This is a genomic window from Photobacterium galatheae, from assembly GCF_000695255.1.
GTDB classification, from domain to species: domain Bacteria; phylum Pseudomonadota; class Gammaproteobacteria; order Enterobacterales; family Vibrionaceae; genus Photobacterium; species Photobacterium galatheae.
This window is the reverse complement of the sequence record NZ_JMIB01000038.1, coordinates 112648-132540: the sequence shown is the minus strand read 5'-3', so window position 1 is coordinate 132540 and position 19893 is coordinate 112648. Positions and strand designations below refer to the sequence as shown.

The window sequence follows — 19893 nt, the reverse complement described above, 5'->3', positions numbered from 1 at the left end:
TTCTGATGCCACGTCCGGTGTGGCATCTGTGGTTGTCAGGGGATTTCCCGAACCAGCCGCAGGAATCCTCCCCAGATGTTGTGATCCTGATAGTTCGCGTGCCCGTTGTGATTGGGATAGATTTCTTCGACCAGATTGAAGTTGTAGTTACTGAAACTGATCACGGCGTATTGTTCATCGTCCCCCCAGCTGTCACTCACGAAATACAGTGAAGTGTGATTGACTAAGACTGAATTCGCCTGATTTCTGATTTCATCCGGCTGATGGTGCCAGTCATCGGCAATGGCTTTGAGTGCTTTCAGTTCCGCGAGGGTCTTTTTCGGATAACCCAATGAAGCAAAGAGGGCAGGGGAACAGGCCGGATTCAGAAGACTCATCAACTCATTCACATTGGGTGCCCGCCAGGCGTGCTGTTGTGTTCCCAAGCGACTATTTTCATTTCCGATCAGCACGGCCTGACTGGCCATTGCTCCCATCTGGCTGCTGGTGTCGCGTACGATGGTCGCATCGCCGGTGCAGGACATCTGATCGGCACTGAGTTGTTGCCCCAGCGGGCAGAACTGCCACTGCAGCCCGGTTTGCCGGTCATTGATCACTTTCAGATCTCCTGCGCTGGTGCTGAGAGTCTGGGCCTCAAACCGTTCGGTGTCATCCTGATATCCAGCCGTACAGATACGTTGTAAGTTGTCACTGGCCTGTGCTGAGTACATGGCCGACAGGCCAATGATCAAAATCGCTGCTTTTTTCATTGTGTTGTCCTTGATTCTCGGGTCTGGAAGCCGTCACTGACCAGCATGATGAGATGGGGTTCCTGATTTGGGGTCATGCCATTACTGCGCTGTGTGAGTGTTCTGACCGTTCGGGTCAGTGCTTTTTCTGCAAGCGGGTGTCGGTCAGCCGTCCAGAAGCTTCGGTAAATCTGTTCGTAGTGGGTTTTCCCTTGATCATCTTTCCAGTCAAAGTAGGTGGTTTTCAGGCCGGCATGATTCGGGAAATAGTTGGTATCCAGCGCAATGGCCTGATCACCCTGAAGATTCATCAGACCATACAGCTCTGCCTGTGTCGGCAGTCGCCAGTTATCCAAGCCGCAAAGTTTGCTGGCATTGACCCAGGCCAGCTGACTGGCAGCATTGCACTGTGAACGTTCAGAGACCAGTTTGCCTGAATCCGGGTTATAGCAGGTGCCATTGAAGGGTACTGGATGCGCTGTGGCGTCCATAGCAAAGTAGAAGCGGTCATCATGAAGGGTCGGGTTTTCAAGATCCGTTGCTGACTTGGTTTCCCAGATCAGACCGGTGTTGGCATCGGCAACACAACTGAATTTCAGCTGCTTCCAGGCCAGATCCTGACGGGGCAGGCGTTCTCCCTGAGCATCGAGCTTGACATATCGCGCGCCCAGTTCACCATCCCGGTTACTGTTATAGGCCAGACCACTCACCGGATTGCACTGATTCTGGGTGTCCCGTCCACGGGTGCTGTCATCCCCCAGAACCCCCTTGGTGATCCGGGTGTCATTGAGCACGGTTTTCCCCGGCGTATAGTGGATCGCGGCACTCAGGCTGCCGTTGGGCGTCCCGATACGGAGCTGGTACGGCTGCCATTTTTCCAGCCCGCGAATGGTCATGCGGGTCTGCGTCGTTTGCTGACGGTGGGCGGCGGCTTCAGCGGTGCTGAAATTGCCGGTGTCCCATGCCAGGGTATATTCACTGACATAATCCTGTGCCGGCCAGTCCAGTGTCAGCCAGAAATGCCCGGTTGCCTGATCAATCCCCTGGCCGATGATGGCAATCCCGGTGACCTGATCGTAGCTGATCTGGCCGCTGGACTGACAAACCGGGGCCAGATGGCTGTTTGGGTAGACCTGCACCCAGCGGCCCGGTGGCGGCTGATTGTGGAAGTAGGGAGCATCCGGGACAGAATCAGCCAGCAGGCCGGTCGCTTCTTTGATGATGTGCGAGACATTCCGATCTGGATACTGAATCAGCAGGTCAGCAAAGCCGGCGTTTTCCCCCATCTGTGACTGCAGAATATTCAGGGTTGGCACCAGATGATTGTTTGACACAATACTATATTGGGCCTGCATATTGATATTCACTAATTTCAGCAAATCCTGATAGAAACCGGCGCTTTCAATCAGGTCAACCCGTTGACCAAACAGCGACTGCTTGGCCTGCATCGCAGCGAAAGCGGCCAGCAGTTCGGTCTGCTGGCGGGGAAATCCGGCCTGGAATTGGTCGATGGCTGCAATGGTCAGCGGTTTCCAGTCAATAAACGAGCCATAACTGGCCAGCGTGACTTTTTTCAGCAGCACTTCCTGCGCCGTCGAGATATATCCCACGTTCGTCCGGGCGTACTCCGTACTGTCCAGCGTCCCGTCTTGGTTGTTGTCGAGCGCGAGCAGTTCGCACAATGGCCCGAGTACTGAGCGCAATTCTACGTGAGACGTCTGATCCACGATCTGCAGGGTCAGCAGATCCTGCAGGTTGTCATCTGTAATCAGTCCCTCCCAGGATTCACCGGTATGACCCGGTGCACACTGGCTGATTGCCCCCGCTGTGTCATTGAGTTGCAGCGTCGCTCTGTAGCTTTGCTGACCATGGGCATCCAGCCGCTTGCTCTGCCGGCCGCTGTCATCCAACAGTCTCAGCGGGATCACCCGGTGTGGCCGCGCAGGCTTGTAGTAGTGCTCACCCCGCGTGTCATCATTGGGTTTGGCGCCGATCAGCACACTGATCCGTGCATCCTGCAGTGCTGCCGGAAACTGGCCACTCAGCGTGAGGGTGTATTCAGGATAAAAAGATTCCTGCCAGCGGTATTCCGCGCTCAGCGTATGGAGCGTTTTGCCGTTTTCCAGCGCGGTATTGAGTTGGTTTTCCGTGTGTTCGTTGAGCGTGATACCCAGGGTTTCAGCCCGTTTCAGGTAAAGCTCCGTCAGCGTCCGTGATGGGGAAGCTGACTTGTCCCTGATCAGCTGTGCCGCAAGCTGTGACTGTGTCAGGCCCAGTAAAGGCAACGCCGCAGATTCACTGTCTGCGGGTTTGGCTTGGGTCTCGGCCAGCAGTTGTGACAAATCGCGGACCAGTGTCTGATTGAATGTCGCATCGGCGGCCATTTGTCTTTTGACGGTCACTCGTTCGTCCTGACTGAGCGTGGTTTTGTTCAGTAAATGCTGTGCAACCGCATCGAACGCGATGCTGGCCGGAGACAAGGCGAGCGCCAGCAGTTCCTGATCGTCAATCAGCTGATTGTTGTCACCGTCTCGCAGTAAGAGTTCGTCGAGACTGGGCAGCGACTGACGGAACACCATCTGACGGTCATCTTTGTCGGTCGCCGTCAGGCTCAGCGCCGACTGACGCTGCCATTGTCGGAGAGTGATCTCGAACTGATATGCGCCATTGTCCGTTGTCCGGGTTTCGAGCACTGACTTGCCGTCACTCAGCCGGACCTGATACTGCTGCCCCCGATCGCCGAGGACGGCACCTGACAAGGTGATGGCTGTGATCGGGTTTGGTTCCGGATCCGGTGTAGGCGGGGTGACCGGATCAGGACGAGGATCCGGCGTTTGACCTGTTGTCGGGGGCGTCGGTTTTCCTGAATCCGGAATTGTGGTTGATGATGTGCCGGAACTGGCCGCGTCACTGCCGCGAACCGGTTCAACATTGCAGCCGCTGAGCCCGGTCAGGAGCACGGCGGCAATGCATCCCCGCCACGTAATTTTTGAAAAAATGTTCACTTCACTGGTTTTCCTTGTTCTGGTCGCTTTTCGCCAGACAGCCATGATCTGATGGGGTCACTTCAGCCCGTTGGGTCATGACTGACTCGGAATTTGTCTTTGATTGATGCTGACTTAGCGATTTTTTGCCGGTTTGGCGCAGATACTATTGAAACATGTATTGATAATCAATATCATTCGCATCGGTTTTTTTATCCACTGATGGAGTAAGTGATGAGTGTGTTCTCAGCCAAAATGATTCAGCGTTACCTGAAAGATGAAACGGGCGCTACCGCCATTGAATACGGCATTCTCGCCGCGGGGCTGGCTGCGGGAATTCTGGCGATTTTTGGTTCGGACGGGGTTTTTGTGACCGCTTTGAAAGCCAAGTTTGAAGCGATCATTCAAGATCTGAATATCGGCGAAAATGGCTGATCCGGGCGTCACTGTCGCTCAGGGGCTGGCTGCGCTGATGTTTTCCTGGCTGGTGGTCACGGATGTCACCGAGCGACGGATCCCCAATCTGGCGATTGTGGTCTTGCTGATCATTGCGGTCATGCTGGTGCCGTTCAGCGGTATGCAGGTCTTGATATCTCTGGCCTGCCTGTTTGCCGGACTGGCAGCATTTGCCAAAGGATGGCTGGGGGCAGGCGACAGCAAGCTGCTGGCCGTCTGCCTTTATGCCGCTCAGGAGCACTGGCTGGCCTGTCTGCTGATGACCGCCGTCTTTGGCGGTGGACTGAGTCTGATTTATCTGGCGCGGAATCGCTGGTTTCCGACATGGCAGCCTGCGCATTCTGCTGCGTGCACCGTGCCTTACGGGGTGGCGATCACGCTGGGCGCATTGAGCGCGACGCCGTTGATCTCGATGCCGTTGATCTCAACTTCTTTGATCTCGACTCCCTTGATCATCTTTCCATGATGGGCTGAATAAATCCCTGAGAGTTCCAACCATGAAAAAATTTCTGTTATTTGTCATCGCGACGGGTGCGCTGTTGACGGCCCTTGCTTTTGTCTGGCTTCAGGGGAACGGGTCTGCTGAAGTGGTTCAGCATGAGGCTAATCCCTTGTCAGAGAAGGCCGGTACTGCACCTGAACCGGCGTTAAACCGAGCCCGGATTCTGGTGGCATCGCGTCCGCTGCAGGCCGGAGCATTGCTGCGTACCGAAGATTTGCGCTGGGCAGACTTACCGGCGGCTGATGAAGGTAATCTGCCGGGTCTGTTCCTCCAGGGCTTTATTCAGCCAGAGAAACTGTCCGGCAGCCTGATCACCCGATCGGTACAGACAGGCCAGATCCTGTCGGCTGAAGATGTGATTCGTCCGGAGCAGAGCCATTATCTGTCGGCCATGATGGCACCGGGCACCCGGGCCGTGACACTGGCTCTGACCCCGGAAGCGGTCAGCCATGGCTTGCTGCGTCCGGGCAACCGGGTGGATGTCATTCTGACCAGCCAAAACCAGAATGCCGGCAAGCTGGTGGGCGGTGAAACGGTCTCCGGATTGTCTGCTGAGCAGGTGCTGTCGGACATCAAGCTGCTGGCGATTGAAGCTCAGTTGATCGATCTCGGTCAGCACGGTATGGCAGCACAGGGTCAGCAAAGTTTTGATCTGGTCAATGTCACCTTTGAACTGTTGCCAGAAGAAGCGGCAAAACTGCTGCTGGCCAATAAGCTCGGGGATCTGTCACTGGTTCTGCGTGGACGCCGTCCGGCACTGGCACACAAGGAATCAGCGGCACAAAAGGTGGTCTGGGCGGAACAGGTCTCCCAGAACCATAATCCGAAAGCAATTCCGACCCACGGTGTTCGTATTGCCTACGGCAAATCGGCGGACGATGCCAAAGCAAACCAGGACAAAGCGTCCGGCTCATCCAATTAAGGCTTTCCTCACATGCGTGTTTTCTTTCTGACTCTTTTTGCTGTGCTGGCCGCTCAGGTTCAGGCAGCGCAATCTATCGTGCTCAAGCCGGATCAATCCCGTCTGCTGCGCTTTGAGCAGCCGGTGAAAGATGTATTTATTGCCAATGGTGAAGTGGCCAAACTGCACAGTCCGTCTGAGCAGCATTTGCTGATTTACGGCATGACGGTCGGCAAAACCGATCTGGTGATCACCGGACATCAGGGCCGGACACTCGGCCACTATGAAGTGCGGGTCGTGGCAGATCTGTCCGAACTGGAACAGTCGGCCAAACGGGCATTTCCGGATACCCCGCTGACTTTTGAATACGCTGCAAAAGCCATCATTGTTTCGGGTGATGTCGCCAGCGCGCAGCAGGCCCACGATATTCTGTCGATGGCATCAGGTTTTGCCAGAGGGCTGTTCTCGGATGATGAGTCGCAGACTCAGCAGAACCGGGAGCGCTCCACCAATGAGCGCCCGGAAGATGCAGTGCCCGGCGGGGGCGGTGCCCAGTATCCGCACGTGGTGAACCGGCTGCGTCTGGCGGGATCGGATCAGATTAATATTTCCGTGCGAATTATCGAGATGGAGCGTTCCACCAGCGAACAGCTGGGGATGCGCTGGAGTGCGATTGGCAAATATCTGCAACTGGGCGTTTCACCGGGCAACCTGTATCCGACGCCATCAGACAATAATATTCTCGATAAAAATACGGTTCAGATTGACGCCATCATTGATGCGCTGGTTCAGAACAATCTGGTGACTGTGCTGGCGGAACCGAATCTGACGGCGAAATCCGGCGAAGCCGCCACTTTTATGTCCGGTGGTGAATTTCCGTTCCCGGTGGGCAATGGCGACGATGGCCCAGAGATCGAGTTTAAGAACTTCGGGATTTCCCTGGGCCTGACCCCGACACTGCTCAGTAACAAACGCATCAGCCTGACGGTGTCGCCGGAAGTTTCGACGCTCAGCCGTGAAAACAGCGTCTCGATTGGTGGCGTGGTTGTGCCCGGGATTGAAACCCGCCGGACCACCACCACAGTCGAGCTGGCTGACGGGCAGAGTTTTGCCCTGGCCGGGCTGGTGCGCAGCTACCGCAACCAGAATGTCGAAGCGCTGCCGCTGTTGGGGGAAATTCCATTTTTAGCGCCATTTTTCAGCAGCACGTCTTTTGAAGAAGGCGAAAGTGAGCTGGTGATTATTGCGACAGCCCGTCTGGTCGAACCGACCAGTAATCCTTTGGAACTGGCAACCCCGCTGGACTATTTCCGTCCGCCAAGCCGGTTTGAACGACTTTTCTTCAGTGACTTCGGCGACATGAACGCGCCGGGTGCTGAAAATACCACCCTTTTTGGCCAGTACGGCTACAGCTACTGATGTCGGGAAAGATAATGAAACGGAATGCAAGATTGTTCGCCCTGCCGTGTGTGGCAGGGGTCATGACGATGACCGGCTGTGTTGATCGGCTGGATCACTGGAACGCCGGTGATCAGATGACCACGACCTATCAGGCGTCGGCGCAGTACCGGGTGGCTGCGGCACAGGTGCAGCCATCATTAACGGCTGTCGTTCGTCCGCTGGCGGAGCGGCTGGAGGAAGGCGTGCTCAAAGTGAGTATTTCCGGCCCGGCTCAGTCGCTGAATCCGCAGCCGCTGAATACACAGGCGCTGTCCTCACAACTGAGTGAATTGCTGGCGATCCCAACGGTGGTGAATTTTATTCCTGACAATCAGGCAGATTATCAGGTCGATCTGAATGTGGCGCTGATGCCGAATACCTGTCGTTACCAGCAGGGACCGATTGCGGTCTCGGTGAATGCCTGTCTGCTGAAGCGTAACCAGTATCGTGCCATGACAACCACAGCGCACTGGGATAAAGGGGCTGACTATGAAGTTACTTCGAGTGCACTGGATATCGGTGCCGTGCAGCGTCTGTATGACGACAAGATTAAACATGCCAGCAGCCAGAGCACCACGGGGGAATAAGTCATGAGTGAACAACAGACACTGGTCGTTTTTGCACAGGATGAAGCGACCAGAGATACCCTGGCGCAGATCGGAACCCAGTTGCCGGATGTGACACTGACGGTGACCAAAGGCGATCTGCAAACGGCGCGGGCACACTGCCTGAAACATGGAGCGCCGGATATTCTGGTGGTAGATGCCGGTAATTGCCGTCATCTGGATACGGCGCTGTCTGAACTGGCGCAGTGCTGCCCGCCGACCATGAAGCTGGTGGTACTGGGGCAGCGTCAGGATTTGAATCTGTACCGTCGCCTGATCCAGCTTGGGGTCAGCGACTATCACGCCACGCCGCTGGATGCCGATGCTCTGCGTCTGAGCCTGCTGGCGTTACTGGCACGCCCGGCTGTCGCACCTTTGCGTCGTGGCCGGGTGATTGCCGTGGTCGGGACTGGCGGTGGTGTTGGCACCAGTACAATCGCCGCGAACCTGGCCTGGCTGCTGGCTACAGAACACCATCAGCAGGTAGCGCTGTTGGATCTGAATGCTTTTCACAGTGCGCATCCGATTTTACTCGGGGCGGATTATGAGCCATCCCGGCACTCCATTTTTACGGATGCTGAGCGGCTGGATGAAACCCTGCTGGAGCATGCAGCGCATCAGCTCGATGAAGGCTTGCATCTGTTTTACGCCCAGAGCGGCGATCCGGAAGCAACTCAAGGACAGGATGTTGTGCGCAGTGTTGCCATGGTGGCCGGTCATTACAGTACCGTGATTGTGGATATTCCGGATTTGCGCGATCCGGCCTGCCGAACGCTGGCGGCGGAAGCGGATGTGTGTCTGATGCTGCATGATCAAAGCCTGAACGCTTTGCGGGTTCTGAACCTGTGGCAGCATCAGCATGTGAGTGCGCATCAACGGCGATTGCTGGTGGCCAATCAGTGCCGCAGTAAATCCAACCGGGTGCCGGAAGCTGAAATGGCACAGGCCGTTGGCCTGAAAACGCTGATGACGCTGCCCTTTGATGCAGCAGCGGTGATTCAGTCTGAGCAGCAGGGCATTGTTCTGACTCAGGCCGGCGGCAAGCTGGCTCGTCAGTTGCGTAAACTCAGTCTGGCCGTGATGCACGGCAGTGCTTCAGTGCCGGTGAAACGGAGTGCAGCATGATGTTCGGTAAGCAGAATCAGCCCGTTCCAGCTCAGGCAGGGGAACTGCTGGCGATGTCTGAGCTGGCAAGGGAAGCTTTTTACCAGCAGGTGGAACCGTCTGTTGCTGCCAAGTTATCGCCACAGGCACTGACTCAGCAGGTCAGAGATGCCTTACAGACCATCGCGGCGCAAAAACTGCTGCCGTATAACAGCACTGAGCTGGCGCGTCTGACCCGGCAGATGGTCGACGAAATGATCGGTCTGGGGCCAATCCAGCCGTTGCTGGATGATCCGAGCGTGTCTGACATTCTGGTCAACGGCCCGCACAGTGTGTATGTCGAGCGCAACGGGAAGCTGGAGCGAACCCGAATCCGCTTCCATGACAAACAGCACGTGCTGAATGTTGCGCAGCGGATTGTGAATGCCGTCGGTCGCCGGGTCGATGAATCCACGCCGATGGTGGACGCCCGGCTGGCTGATGGCAGCCGGGTGAATGTGATCGCCCCGCCGCTGGCCTTGCATGGAACCACCATTTCTATCCGGAAATTTCCGGCCGGTCGCCTGACGCTGGATGCGCTGGTGAACAACCAAAGCCTGTCTCCGGAGATGTCGCGCTTTCTGGCGCTGGCTGCCGAGGGGCGATTCAACATGCTGGTGTCCGGTGGTACCGGCTCGGGGAAAACCACCCTGCTGAACGCGCTGAGTCAGCATATCAGCGAAGACGAGCGCATTCTGACCATCGAAGATGCCGCGGAATTGTCGCTGGATCAGCCGCACTGGGTGCCGCTGGAAACCCGGAATGAGAGTGCCGAAGGCAAGGGGGAAGTCACCATCCGGCAACTGGTGCGCAACGCCCTGCGGATGCGGCCGGATCGGATCATTCTGGGGGAAGTTCGTGGTTCTGAAGCCTTTGATATGTTGCAGGCGATGAACACCGGCCACGACGGCTCCCTGTGTACACTGCACGCGAATAACCCGCAGGATGCGATGATCCGTCTGTCGAACATGCTTCAGATGGGCGCGGAAAAGCTGTCTGAATCCATGATTCAGACGCAGATCGTCAGTGCGGTGGATCTGGTCGTTCAGCTGGAGCGGATGCGGGACGGTAAACGGCGGATCACCGCGATCAGTGAAGTGGCTGATGTGCAGCAGGGCAAAATCCTGATGAAGCCGGTGTTCCGCTTTCGTTATCAGAAAGTCGATCGCACCGGGATTGAAGGGGAATTTGAGCCATGTGGTATTTCAGAAGCCTTGCTGGACAAAGCCGCGCAGGCCGGACTGGAACAGGCGATGCTGGCGTGCTGTCAGCCCCCCGTTGGTGAATCCGGAGGTGGCGTGTGAGTCCCCCGGTATTGATCAGCCTGTTGGTGATTTCGGTCTGGCTGATGGTGGTCGGATACGGCTGGCATGGACAGCGTCAGCGGAAATACTGGCAGCAGCAGGCCCGGCGCTACAGCCATTATCGCCTGACCACAGAGCAATCGTCCGGTCGCAGAATGCCTGAATGGTATCTCACGATGGCGACGATTCTCGGCGCGAAACGCATGCAGTTCTGGCAGCGTGCTGTGCCTGCCGCTGTGATTGGCCTGACCGCGTTGCTGGTGGTGAACGGGATGAGCAGCGTGGTTGCCCTGAGTTTATCGCTGACGGTGACGGTATTGGGCGTCTGGTTTGTATATCACCAGTTACAGCAGCAGGCACTGGATGCGTTCCGGGATCAGTTGCCGGAAGTGATCGACGGCATGATCCGTGCGGTGCGGGTCGGTGCACCGATGGCCGACACTTTTGCGGTGATCGCTGAACAATATGCGCAGGCCGATCATCAGCGTGCTGTGGTCTCGCGTCTGTTCGGACAGATGCACGATGAGCTGTCTGTCGGACAGCCACTGACGGACACCCTGTCGAGAGCCGCGGCCCGGATGCCGGTGGCCGAGTTTCGGTTTCTGACCGTTGTGCTGAGTCTGCAACAGGAAACCGGCGGTCGCCTGTCCGAGGTACTCGGCCAGCTCGGTGACACCCTGCGCGGACGCAAAGAACTGCAGGCCAGTGTGGCCAGTATCACTTCAGAGTCCAGAAGTTCCGCCAAGGTGCTGGCCGCGTTGCCGGTTTTGATTGTGCTGGTGCTGTTCAGTGCCGGGCGCGAACATTTCGACTTTCTGATGGCTACGGCTCAGGGGCAAATGGTGGTGGCTTATGTGGTCGGCAGTGTGTTGTTCGGCTTGTATCTCATTCGTCGGCTGACGCAAATCAAGGCTTAAATTGATGTCCATTTCTTTGACTTCTTTGAATGTGCTGTGGTCACTCCTGGCGCTCTGGCTGATCACCGGATTGGGTGGCCTGTGCTGGTTGCAGCAGCGTGAGCAGGCCCGCTGGAAAAGTCAGTGTGAACGCTACACGCTGGATGCAGGCTCTGCGCAGCAAGCGGATTCAGTGACGCAAGCCGGTTCCCAGCCGCAAGCGGGTGAATCGCACTGGCTGGCTCAGATCGGACGCCGGTATCCGGTGTCTGACGCAGAAAAGCAGCGGCTGCTGAAAATGCTGGCGCAGGCCGGGATTGATCAGGACGGCAGTGTGGCCAACGTCTGCGGAGCCAAATTGCTTGGCGGTCTGACTGCCGTTGCTGTTGCTTTTTTCTGGCGCTGGCAGGGGGAGTTCACGGCCATGCTGCTGATGGCCGTGCTGTTTGCTTATGTGCTGGGTTCCAATGTGCCGGAATACTGGCTTCGCAATCGCGCTTCCCGCGTGAAAGCGCAACAGCGCCGGGCGGTTCCCGATGCCATCGACATGCTGGTGATCACGGTCGAAGCCGGGTTATCACTCGATCGTGCGCTGGAGCGGGTCGGACGCTATCTGCGAAGCACTGAGCCGCGGCTGGCGGAGCAGTTCCTTCGTACCCATGCTGAAATTCAGGTGATGGGCGATCCGGCGCAATGCATGAAAAAACTGGCGTGGCGAACCGGGTTGCCGGAGCTGGAGCGATTGGCATCAACACTGGCGATGGCCCAGCGTTATGGTTCGCCACTGGCCGATACCATGCGGACCATCAGTCACGAAGCGCGTCAGATGCGCAAAATGGCGCTGGAAGAACAGGCCGGAAAACTGCCGGGCCGTATCACCTTGATCCAGATGGCCTTCATTATGCTGCCGCTGCTGGCACTCATTATTGCCCCGACGCTGAACCTGCTGATCGACAGCCTGAGCTAACCCAAGGAATTGAATCATGACAACAACCCAATCAGCCCGGCTGCTGATCCGAAACAGCCGATACCTCTGGATTGCACTGGCAGCCCTGGCCCTGAGTGCCTGCAGCAGCCATGCCGATAAAGTCGCGGCAAATACTCAGACCAATGCGATGGTGGTTGCTCAAACCGCCTTTGATTCTCATCAGTACGCGAAAGCGGAGACCTTATTTCACCAGTTGCTGGCGCAGGCGGTTGCAACGGACCAGCCATTGCCCGAGCAAGCCATGCTGATGCTGGCTCGCAGCCAGTTCCGGCAGGATAAAAAACAGGCGGCCCGAAATACATTGCAGCAACTGTTAGAGCGGCGTGGCCCGACAGCACCGGAAGCGGCCTATTATCTGGGGAAGTTCAGTCTGGATGACGGCAAGGCGGAACAGGCGCAGGCCGCTTACCGGCAAGGACTGGCGCTGGACGGACTGACCGGGCCGGATGAGGCGAGATTACTGAACGGACTGGGCGTCTCTTTGCTGAATCAGAACAGCTATGCACAGGGACGGGAGGCGTTTGCCCGGGCACTGACACTGGCACCGGATGAAGCAACCTACCGGGCGAATCTGGCGCTGGGCTGGCTGATGGACGGTCATGTCGCGACTGCCCGGACGGTGTTTGCCCCCTTGCTGCATTATCAGCATTTACCGCCCCGGGTTGAGATGAATTACGCCCTGCTGCTGCTGGCGGAAGGACAGATGCAACAGGCGCGACTGATTCTGTCACGCTATCTGTCTCCGACTCAGGTGGATCACGACATCCGTCAGCTGGCTGAGCGGCTGGCACAGATTCGCCAGCGTACGGCGGGTCAGTCATCATGAATCAGCCATTTCACCGCAGACAGGATGGGGTGGTCAGTCTGGAAATGGCATTTCTGCTCCCGGTACTGATCGGGCTGATCTTGCTGTTTGTCGATGTGGTGCGGGTGCACTGGCAATACAGCACGCTGGAACATGCGATGCGGCTGGTGCTTCGGAAGCACATGGTCAGCAGCGTTCAGGGGCTGTTGCCCAGTGCTGCTGAACTGAAACAGGATATTGCGAAACAGCTGGTGGGATCGCCCGTGCTTCGTCTGTCGGTGGCGCGTTATGGCTCACTGGCAGAAATGCTGGAAGCCGATGGCGGACTGGAACCGGGAGACACCGTGCCACTCGCACCGTCTGATCCTGTGCTCAGGGTGACGGCCGTGCTCAAACCGTCGATGACGGTCTATCCGCTGTTTTTTGCCGAAGCGCGTCAGCTGGAATACCAGACGACGCTCATCATGTTATCAGACAGGATGCCGGAATGAGCTTACAGACACGGATGAGAACACATCGATATACGCCGGGGAAGCAGCGTGGTGCGGCCAGTGTAGAAGCTGTCTTTATTTTTGGTTTTCTGGTGCTCTTGATTGTGGCCTGTTCTGACTTGCTCAGCATGCTGCGTCTGCAACAGCGGCTTGACAATCTGGCCTATAACCTGACTCAGATGGCGACCATGACGACTTTTATGCCAAATTCAGATGCCGCCAATCCCTTTACTTACTATGGCCGCTATACCCAGCAGCAGCTGAAAGCCATGACGGCTGGCAACATGCCGGACAGCCAGTATGGGATGTCGATGCAATGGCGCAATCTGGCGACCGACGAGGCATTTGATTTAATTCAGTCAGGGAACTGCCAGCCGACCAGTGACTGGCCGGCACTGGCTCGCGGTATTTTTGTCCGGGTGTCAGTGTGTCTGACGCCGGGCGAAATCAGCAGCGGCAGTTGGGTGAATGATTGGGTGCTCGGCAAAACCCTGCGTGCTGGCTATGTACAGGAAATTCAATGAAGGCTGTTTTTACTTGTCTACAGGGTTCAACTCGGACCCGTCAACAGGGGGCGTTTTCACCCGGATTTGTTTTGATGCTGATTGGGGCGGTGACTTTTTTGATCACGACCAGCAGTATCATTCGTGCCTATCAGGATCATGACCGGCTCAGCGGGATTGCAGATATCGCACTCCTGTCTGCTTCAGACAGTGACGAGCCGTCGCGGGATGTCGATGCATTGCTGAAGGCAAACCGCATGACGGCTGATGCGCATGTTCAGGCCGGAGAAAATGGTGCCAGTTTACGGCTCACCAGTCAGAGTCAGGACATTCCGATCGGGGTGAAAGCATCGACCCGTCTGGTGCAGAGTTCAGTCGAAATTGCCGTGGTGATTGATATTTCAGAATCTATGCGCGGCGAGCCGCTGAATCAGGTGAAACAAGGGCTGGAAGACTTTGCTGAGGTGTTGTACGCCAAGGAAAGACGCAATAACAACCGGGTGATCAGTCTGGTGCCGGCCAGTGGTTATGTGAATCTTGGCCCGCACCCGACGTTTTTTGAACCGGCCAGCCTGTTGCCGTCGTTCAGTTTGCAGACCCTGTTTGCAGAAAAAAACTGGGGCAGTTTTTTGCATCCGTCGGTGCCGGGCAGAAATCGTCAGGCGTTTTGCGCGCAATTACCTGAAGATTTGGATGGCATCGTCAAATCGTCGCAGGTGTCTTCGCGCTGGATTCGCGCCCTGGAATCTGCCCCGGGACGCGGGCAGTCCATCTGGCTGCAATATGACACCCGGCGGCCGCCACTGTCGCACTATGCTGACGGCACGCCCCTGAAAGCTGTTTATCCGTCAGATAACCCGGAAAATGCGTATCGGGAAGATGCACTGGCATCGCTGGGCCTGTTCGATTCCCCGGATTGTGGTGTCAGCCCGATTCTGGCGATGGCCCGAACGCAGCATGAATATCAGCAGGGTATTGCGCAGCTTTATTCGGGGATGAACACCAATACGGCGGAAGGGGTACTTTGGGCGTGGCGTTTACTCTCGCCTCTCTGGCGGGGATTGTGGCGGGATGAACTGGCCGATCTGCCCCGTGATTATGATGCCCCGAATACGATTAAAGTCATGGTGCTGCTCTCTGATGGGGAGCATAAAGAGAATCCGGCTGTCCGTGATAAAAAGCAGGTTGCGCTGTGCCGGGAAATGAAAAAGCAAGGTATTCAGGTATTCAGTATCGGCTATGGCAACAATGCTCAGATTGTCCGTCAATGTGCCGGCCCTGATGGCTACTATGCTGCGAATGAACGCAATATCCGCACCGTTTTTGGCGTGATCGCCAATACCATCAACGACATTACCCTCGTCAAGTAAGTTCTCATTTGACCCGGTTTACACTGTAAACCGGGTGTTCAGTTCTGAGACCTCGGCCTGCCCGTCTTATCCGTGACAACACGTCAAAAAACCGCTGCTAGCTATACTTAATTGAATCAAAAAATCGATATCCGAGTGATTTAAGATGCTTGGGATACGTCGCTCTGTTTTTTGTCTTTGTACAGGAGCACAAGGATGAAAGTCACCCTGATTGTCGGCTCGTTGCTACTGATGGCGCTGGTACTGGGTATCGGTTACACCGAGTACCAGCGTTATGCTCAGACCCAGATTAGACCATCGCGGCCAGCACCGAATGTCGTGATTCAGCCGGTTGTCCGGCAAAACGTGGCCCGGCAGGTGGAGGCGCTGGGGACGGTGAAATCCCGGGAGTCGGTCCAGATTACGGCAAAAGTGACCGAAAAGGTTGAACAGATCCACTTTGAAGACGGGCAGCAAGTGAACGCGGGCGCTTTACTGGTGACACTGACTTCCGGCGAGCAACAGGCGAAAGTCCGGGCCGCGCAAGCCAACCTGAATGAGCAGCGACGTGAATATCGCCGGATTGAAGGGCTGGTGCGGCAAAATACAATGGCCCGGTCAGAGCTGGATAAACTCAGAACCGGGATTGAAGTGGCACGGGCTATTCTGGCGCAGAATCAGGCTGAATTAGATGCCCGTACCATTGCGGCCCCTTTTGCCGGAATACTGGGGTTTCGGCAAATCAGTCAGGGTGCGCTGGTCACGCCCGGTATGGTGGTCACCACACTGGATGCGCTGGATACGGTGAAACTCGACTTTTCTATCCCGGAACGTTTTCTGGGGCAGATTCAGCCCGGTGCACTGGTGGATGGTCATGTCGCTGCGTTTCCGGATCAGATCTTTTCCGGCAAGGTGACCGGTATTAACAGCCGGGTGGACCCTCAAACCCGGGCTGTTGAAGTACGGGCACGGGTCGATAATCCACAATTACTGCTGCGCCCGGGCATGCTGATGACACTGGCACTGACACTGGAAGCCCGCTCCGGGCTGGTGGTGCCGGAAGAGGCTGTGATTCCGCGTCAGACCGAGCACTTCGTGATGGTGGTCAATGGCAACAATGTGGTGGAGCAACGGCTGGTCGAGCTGGGCTTTCGCAGCCGGGGCGAAGTAGAAATTCTCAGCGGCGTGCAGGAAGGGGAGCAGGTGATTACGCGAGGGATGGATAAAGTGCGTCCGGGACAAACCGTCACCACACAGCAGACTGAGCATTTTACGTTTCAGGGGGTGGGCTGATGTTTCTGACTGATCTGGCTGTTCGGCGTCCTGTTTTTGGTTCCGTGATCAGTTTACTGCTGATCACTTTTGGTCTGGTTGCGTACGACCGGCTGCCCTTGCGTGAATACCCGGATATCGATCCCCCCATTGTGACGATCTCGACCAATTACCGGGGCGCATCGGCGGCCATCGTTGAAAGCCGGATCACTCAGATTGTGGAAGATCGGGTGTCTGGGATTGAAGGGATCCGAAATATCAGCTCCACCAGCAGTGACGGGCGTTCTGATGTCACCCTGGAATTTGGGATCGGGCGGGACATCGATGCGGCGGCCAATGATGTTCGCGACCGGATTTCCGGGATCCTCAATAACCTGCCCGATGAAGCGGACCCGCCGGAAGTGCAGAAAGCGGAAGGGAATTCAGAGGTCATTATGTGGCTCAATCTGGTGTCTGACCGAATGGACACGCTTGAGCTGACCGATTATGCCAATCGGTATCTGGTTGATCGCTTTTCGGTGCTGGACGGTGTGGCGGCTGTCCGGATTGGGGGCGGAAAAGAATACGCCATGCGGATTTGGATCGACCGGCAGAAACTGGCCTCACGTCAACTGACTGTGACCGATGTGGAGCATGCGCTTCAGGCTGACAACGTCGAGTTGCCTGCGGGTTCCATAGAATCGGAAAACCGGCAATTTTCAATACGCACGCAGCGTAGTTTTCTGGCACCGGATGATTTTTCCCGTTTGGTGGTGGGTGTCGGGGAAGACGGTTATCTGATCCGGCTGGGGGATGTCGCCCGGGTTGAGCTGGCTGCGGAAGAAGAAAAAATCATGTTCCGGGGCAACACGCAGGACATGATTGGGCTGGGGATTAACCGGCAGTCCACGGCCAATACGCTGGCTGTGGCGCGTGCCGTGAATGCGCTGGTGACACAGCTCAACCCCACTTTGCCTGAAGGCATGGAAATCAAAGAATCCTATGATTCCTCGGTGTTTATTCAGGCGTCGATTGATGAAGTTTACAAAACGCTTTTCATTGCTCTGCTGCTGGTGATCATCACCATTTATCTGTTTCTGGGCAGCGTCCGGGCGATGTTGATTCCGGCATTGACTGTGCCTGTCTCGCTGATCGGGACGTTTATCATCCTGTATGCACTGGGCTATACCATCAACTTGCTGACGCTGCTGGCGTTGATTCTGGCGATCGGGATTGTGGTCGATGATGCCATCGTCATGCTGGAGAACATTCACCGCCGGATTGAACTGGGTGAGTCTCCGCTGAAGGCGGCCTTTCTCGGGGCACGGCAGGTCGGCTTTGCGATTGTTGCGACCACAGTGGTGCTGATTTCCGTGTTTTTGCCGATTGGTTTTCTGGAAGGTGACCTGGGGAAACTGTTTCGGGAATTCTCAGTGGCGATGAGTACCGCAGTGTTGCTGTCTTCGCTGGTTGCGCTGACCCTGACGCCCATGATGGGGTCGAAAATCATGCAGCCGGTTGAGCGGGAGCCCTGGCTGGTGCGTCAGGTCAGCGCAGTGCTGGAAAGCATCACCGGGTTTTATCGTCGGTCTTTAGCCAACTGGTTACGGCGGCCTTATCTCATTGTCGGCATGCTGATTGTGATGTTATGCGGCAGCGTGTGGCTGGCCACGCGTATCCCGACTGAATTTGCGCCGCGGGAGGATCGGGGGGCAATGTTCATTCTGATTAACGGCCCGCAGGGTGCCAGTTATGAATACATGCAGCCTTACATGAATGAAATTGAGCACCGGCTGATGCCACTGGTCGAAGACGGTGAAATCATGCGTCTGCTGGTCCGCGCACCGCGGGGCTGGGGGCAACTGGAAGATTTTTCCAATGGGTTTGCCATTGTGGTGCTGGAAGACTGGGCTGAGCGGCGTAATGCCTTTGTGATTATCCGGGACATTCAGCAACGGCTCAGCGATCTGGCCGGGGTCACTGCTTTTGCGGTGATGCGTCAGCCTTTCGGTCGCGGGGTCAATAAACCGGTCCAGTTTGTGATTGGTGGCGGTACTTACGCGCAGCTGGCGGAATGGCGGGATATCATCATGGAACAGGCTGCGCAGAATCCGGGGCTGGAAGGGCTGGATCATGATTACAAGGAAACCAAGCCGCTGCTGGGAGTGGATATTCACATTGAACGGGCCGGCGATCTGGGCGTTTCTGTGACCGACATCGGTCAGACGCTGGAATCCATGCTGGGATCTCGTGTGGTGACCCGGTATGAATGGCGGGGTGAAGAATATGATGTCCTGATTGAAGGCCAGCCTGAACGACAGAATACCCCGCAGGATCTCAGCAATCTCTATGTCCGTTCCAGTCATCATGGGGAGTTGATCCCCTTGTCGAATCTGGTCGCCGTGACCGAATATGCTGATGCGCCGACTCTGAACCGGTTTAACCGGATCCGGGCGGTGACGATTGAGGCCAATCTCGCCGATAACTATACGCTGGGCGAAGCGTTGACTTACCTGAACGGGCTGGTGCGACAATATCTGCCGGTCGATGCCGTAGTCAATTACAAAGGCCCGTCGCAGGATTTCCAGACGGCCAGCCATTCCATTCTTTTTGTCTTTGCACTGGCGCTTGCCGTGGTGTTTCTGGTGCTGGCCGCTCAGTTTGAAAGTTATATTCATCCCTTCGTGATTATGCTGACCGTGCCGCTGGCAACCTTTGGTGCCTTGCTGGGGCTGTACTTTACCGGACAGACACTCAATATTTACTCCGAAATTGGCATCATCATGCTGGTCGGGCTGGCGGCAAAAAACGGGATTCTGATTGTGGAATTTGCCAATCAGCTTCGGGATCAGGGGATTGCCTACGAAGCGGCGGTGATTGATGCCGCCTGCACCCGGCTTCGTCCGATTCTGATGACGGCAATTACCACAGCCGCCGGTTCAGTGCCGCTGATTCTGGCAACCGGCGCCGGCGCTGAAACGCGCCTTGTTATCGGGATCGTGGTGCTGTGCGGGATTCTGGTGGCCACCTGTTTTACCCTGCTGGTGATTCCCGTGGTTTATCATTTACTGGCCCGTCATACCAATAGTCCGGAATTTGTCACACGGCAGCTTGAAAAAGAGCTGGCCGAAGACAATACGGTCTTGCTTAAGAAAAAACGGCTGGGATGAGGGAGACCAACCTGCAATCGTTCGCGCTGTTGCCGGTTGACGTCTTTTGATACATGCCGCAGACAGGATGTTTTGTCCTCGCCGATGGCGAAGGCATGCGGCATTTGCTCAACCCAACGGAGGAACAGAGAAAGTCGATATCAGGCGTGGGAGATGGTCATTCCATGCCTGAATTTGTCAATCAAGCATTTTCAGCACTTCGACCAGCGGGTTTGCTCCGGTCAGATTTTATCCATTTTTAATTACACTTTTCTGCCATCATGGTCGCCTGCCGCATTCAGGTATTTGAATGAAATGTAATCAATGTGAGCAGCGGGTGATGATTTCTTTCAATACAGGTTATTCGATGTTACCAGACGCATGGTATGAGCCAACAC

Annotated in this window: 17 protein-coding genes; 15 read left to right on the top strand and 2 right to left on the bottom strand. The window is 56.1% G+C overall.

Annotation, left to right across the window (positions count from 1 at the left end):
- Nucleotides 1-35 precede the first annotated feature (35 nt).
- Together EA58_RS18375 and EA58_RS18370 are read right to left on the bottom strand one after the other, a co-directional pair.
- The gene (locus EA58_RS18375) at nt 36-749 is read right to left on the bottom strand and encodes an Lcl domain-containing protein (protein ID WP_036756229.1); all 714 of its coding nucleotides are present in this window, start codon (nt 747-749) and stop codon (nt 36-38) included.
- Nucleotides 746-3733 carry an Lcl domain-containing protein gene (locus tag EA58_RS18370; protein ID WP_161781079.1) on the bottom strand — a complete coding sequence of 996 codons (2988 nt, stop codon included), beginning with the start codon at nt 3731-3733 and terminating at the stop codon, nt 746-748. Before EA58_RS18370 ends, EA58_RS18375 begins: the two co-directional genes overlap by 4 nt.
- 213 nt (nt 3734-3946) lie before the next feature.
- Here EA58_RS18370 and EA58_RS18365 point away from each other — a divergent pair, with 213 nt between their 5' ends.
- From EA58_RS18365 to EA58_RS18295, 15 genes are all read left to right on the top strand, one after another.
- Nucleotides 3947-4147 (top strand): Flp family type IVb pilin, encoded by a 201-nt coding sequence (locus tag EA58_RS18365; protein WP_036756227.1) that lies wholly within the window; start codon nt 3947-3949, stop codon nt 4145-4147.
- The gene (locus EA58_RS18360) at nt 4140-4634 is read left to right on the top strand and encodes an A24 family peptidase (protein ID WP_051642212.1); all 495 of its coding nucleotides are present in this window, start codon (nt 4140-4142) and stop codon (nt 4632-4634) included. The genes EA58_RS18365 and EA58_RS18360 overlap by 8 nt, the downstream gene beginning before the upstream one ends.
- 31 nt (nt 4635-4665) lie before the next feature.
- Complete coding sequence (gene cpaB, locus EA58_RS18355) at nt 4666-5592, top strand: Flp pilus assembly protein CpaB (protein WP_051642211.1); 927 nt, start codon at nt 4666-4668, stop codon at nt 5590-5592.
- Nucleotides 5593-5604: 12 nt separating this feature from the next.
- Nucleotides 5605-6990 (top strand): type II and III secretion system protein family protein, encoded by a 1386-nt coding sequence (locus EA58_RS18350; protein ID WP_036756225.1) that lies wholly within the window; start codon nt 5605-5607, stop codon nt 6988-6990.
- Between the two features lie 14 nt (nt 6991-7004).
- The gene (locus tag EA58_RS18345; protein ID WP_051642210.1) at nt 7005-7598 is read left to right on the top strand and encodes a hypothetical protein; all 594 of its coding nucleotides are present in this window, start codon (nt 7005-7007) and stop codon (nt 7596-7598) included.
- Nucleotides 7599-7601: 3 nt separating this feature from the next.
- Nucleotides 7602-8741 (top strand): AAA family ATPase, encoded by a 1140-nt coding sequence (locus EA58_RS18340; protein WP_036756223.1) that lies wholly within the window; start codon nt 7602-7604, stop codon nt 8739-8741.
- Nucleotides 8741-10063, top strand: a complete 1323-nt coding sequence (locus tag EA58_RS18335) for a CpaF family protein (RefSeq protein ID WP_051642226.1) — start codon at nt 8741-8743, stop codon at nt 10061-10063. The genes EA58_RS18340 and EA58_RS18335 overlap by 1 nt, the downstream gene beginning before the upstream one ends.
- On the top strand, nt 10060-10980 hold the full coding sequence (locus tag EA58_RS18330; protein WP_235199647.1) for a type II secretion system F family protein: 921 nt from the start codon (nt 10060-10062) through the stop codon (nt 10978-10980). The genes EA58_RS18335 and EA58_RS18330 overlap by 4 nt, the downstream gene beginning before the upstream one ends.
- 4 nt (nt 10981-10984) lie before the next feature.
- Complete coding sequence (locus EA58_RS18325; RefSeq protein WP_081819744.1) at nt 10985-11926, top strand: type II secretion system F family protein; 942 nt, start codon at nt 10985-10987, stop codon at nt 11924-11926.
- A gap of 16 nt (nt 11927-11942) precedes the next feature.
- Nucleotides 11943-12773 carry a tetratricopeptide repeat protein gene (locus EA58_RS18320; protein WP_036756221.1) on the top strand — a complete coding sequence of 277 codons (831 nt, stop codon included), beginning with the start codon at nt 11943-11945 and terminating at the stop codon, nt 12771-12773.
- Nucleotides 12770-13243, top strand: coding sequence for a TadE/TadG family type IV pilus assembly protein (locus EA58_RS18315; RefSeq protein ID WP_036756219.1), 474 nt, complete (start codon nt 12770-12772; stop codon nt 13241-13243). Before EA58_RS18320 ends, EA58_RS18315 begins: the two co-directional genes overlap by 4 nt.
- A complete protein-coding gene (locus EA58_RS18310) occupies nt 13240-13767 on the top strand; it encodes a tight adherence pilus pseudopilin TadF (protein WP_036756217.1) in 528 nt (175 codons plus the stop codon). Before EA58_RS18315 ends, EA58_RS18310 begins: the two co-directional genes overlap by 4 nt.
- Nucleotides 13764-15116, top strand: a complete 1353-nt coding sequence (locus EA58_RS18305) for a vWA domain-containing protein (protein ID WP_051642209.1) — start codon at nt 13764-13766, stop codon at nt 15114-15116. The genes EA58_RS18310 and EA58_RS18305 overlap by 4 nt, the downstream gene beginning before the upstream one ends.
- Before the next feature lie 195 nt (nt 15117-15311).
- On the top strand, nt 15312-16388 hold the full coding sequence (locus tag EA58_RS18300) for an efflux RND transporter periplasmic adaptor subunit (protein WP_036756215.1): 1077 nt from the start codon (nt 15312-15314) through the stop codon (nt 16386-16388).
- Complete coding sequence (locus EA58_RS18295; protein WP_036756213.1) at nt 16388-19516, top strand: efflux RND transporter permease subunit; 3129 nt, start codon at nt 16388-16390, stop codon at nt 19514-19516. Before EA58_RS18300 ends, EA58_RS18295 begins: the two co-directional genes overlap by 1 nt.
- The last annotated feature ends 377 nt before the right edge of the window (nt 19517-19893 follow it).